Source organism: Citreicoccus inhibens (assembly GCF_019039035.1).
Taxonomy (GTDB): domain Bacteria; phylum Myxococcota; class Myxococcia; order Myxococcales; family Myxococcaceae; genus Citreicoccus; species Citreicoccus inhibens.
The window spans coordinates 1-1,956 of the sequence record NZ_JAHNZT010000105.1 but is presented as its reverse complement, the minus strand read 5'-3'; the positions used below and the strand labels follow the sequence as shown (position 1 = coordinate 1,956).

1 protein-coding gene and 1 pseudogene are annotated in these 1,956 nt (G+C 62.2%); one reads left to right on the top strand and one right to left on the bottom strand.

The features are described 5' to 3' along the window. Window positions 1-572: 572 nt before the first annotated feature. Window positions 573-1,025: a GNAT family N-acetyltransferase gene (locus KRR26_RS36425; protein WP_217082187.1), complete on the bottom strand. Its 453-nt coding sequence runs from the start codon at window positions 1,023-1,025 to the stop codon at window positions 573-575. A 320-nt stretch (window positions 1,026-1,345) separates the two neighbouring features. On the opposite strand from KRR26_RS36425, the pseudogene KRR26_RS36420 reads away from it, so the two are divergent. Next, a pseudogene (locus KRR26_RS36420) lies at window positions 1,346-1,600 on the top strand (integrase core domain-containing protein); the annotation flags it as partial. Between the last annotated feature and the right edge of the window lie 356 nt (window positions 1,601-1,956).

Genomic DNA, 1,956 nt, shown 5'->3' with positions numbered 1-1,956 from the left:
GCATAGGCCTGTGCTGAGCACCCAGGGCCCCTACCAGCAACCGCGAGCGATTGGGAGTTGACCGAACTGAACGTTCGGCCAACCCCGAGTTGTTTTCCGAACGCGAGACCAGGGACAGCCCCTAGCCTGAAGTGCTTGCCACCCGCGTCCAGACTCCCGGACGATGACAAACGGGTACGCTTCATCGTCACGTTCACCCGGCAGTGGTCCCTTTCCACCGGGGAAATCACCATCAGCCCAGGCGGAGCGCCCGCCACCTCGAGCGCCCCACTCCATCGAACGCCGTGAGGGCTGAAGGTACGGATGCGACTGATACCCACTTCCATCGGATAGGGCGAGTCAGCCGCTGCCCGATGAATCGACAGGCTCGCACCCGGGCACCTCAGGGAGTTTCCGAGGCTTGTACCAGGTCGGGAGGTCCACCTCCGCCAGTTCCCCCTGGTACGTGCCGAACAGAGGCTCGCCGGCGGGTGAAGCCAGCGAGCCAGGGACGAGGGGAAAGCGCGTGTCGCTCTCAGGTTCCATGTGTTGCCATTGGAACCGACCCATGGATGGATGTCACGAGGAGCCGACTACGTCGAGCGAAGCTCCATCAGGACCTCGGCGACTTCATCCGGGTGATGGGGTTCCTGGGTGAGGACTGCACGGAAGCCACACTTCTCCAAGACGCGAATGGACGCGACGTTGTGGAGTGCGACCCACGCATGAAGCGGCCGAGTGGGTACAAGCTCGACAAACGCAGAGACGGCTCGGGTCGCGATGCCTTTGCCCCAATGCTCGCGTCCAATCCAATAACCGATGAGGCGCTTGGACTCCTGATCCCAACAGCTGATGTATCCAACCACCACGCCATCCACGACAACGGTGCGAGTGACGTTCTCAGGGCGGAGCACCTTGGTGCGCCAGTGAGTCATGAACGCATCGCGCTCGCGCGAACGAAACGCGGCCATGCGCAGCCCTTCCGGGTCGCGCTGGTGCTCAAAGAAGATGGGAAGGTCCTCGTCGACGACGTCGCGGAGAGTCATAGGGTGGACGGACTATACCAAGGTGCTGACAACGAAGGCAGTGCACAACAGGTAGCGGAGCCGCCGTCTCGAACGGTCGTGTCCCTATAAGTTGGAGACGATCTTGAAAAGGCGCGGCGTTCTGATCGCGTGAGCCAGGATCGCAGGAAGAGAGACGGCCGGCAGAGCGATCACGCGAGCGCGACGCTTGCCGGCCGGCAGTGTTGCGGAAGGGTTGACTCAGGCCGCGTCGAGCTCCTGGTCTGAGCGGCCTTCCAATCCCGCGCTTCTCCGCGCTCGCGTGGATCGAAGACCCGCGCTTCTTGAAGGTCGTCTCCAAGCTGGCGCACAGCGCACCCGGCAAGCCCTGGCAGAACGGCACCGACGAAAGCTTCAACGGACGCCTTCATGACGAGTGCCTCAGCCTGGAATGGTTTCGCTCCAGGGCGGAGGCCAAGGCTGTCATCGAAGCCTGGCGGCAGCACTACAACCAGGTCCGGCCACACTCCAGCCTCGGCTACCTCACACCTCTGGAATTTCGACGGAAGTGCGAAGCAGTGGTACCCAACCCATCCCGGACGGAACCTCTCTCGTAATCAGTGGTCCGAAGAATCCAGGCAGGTCAGCAGCAGTTGCTCCAAAGCAGTCATGAGCTTTCCCTCCTCCTTGAGCAACACCCACGTCCGCGGATAGGTCGACCGCCTGCGCGCGACTTGATTCATCGCACAGCGTACTTCGCGGATTGCTCGTCCACGTAGTTCCTCCACTTGGAGTAGAGCCGCTGCTCGTTCAGCTCACGACTCCCGAGAGATGGCTCGTCAGAAGGGGTCGTGTCCCTATAAGTGTGTAGTCGGCGAACAGAGGTGAGCGGGAAAGAGGGAAGCTCCTCGGAGAAACCAACCGAGACGGTCTCCCCCTGGCAGGGGAGCCGAGGAGTTCCCGTCGTGGACGA

Coding starts and splice junctions, on each gene's coding strand:
- KRR26_RS36425 (WP_217082187.1), bottom strand. CDS start 1,025: ATGACTCTCCGCGACGTCGTCGACGAGGACCTTCCCATCTTCTTTGAG.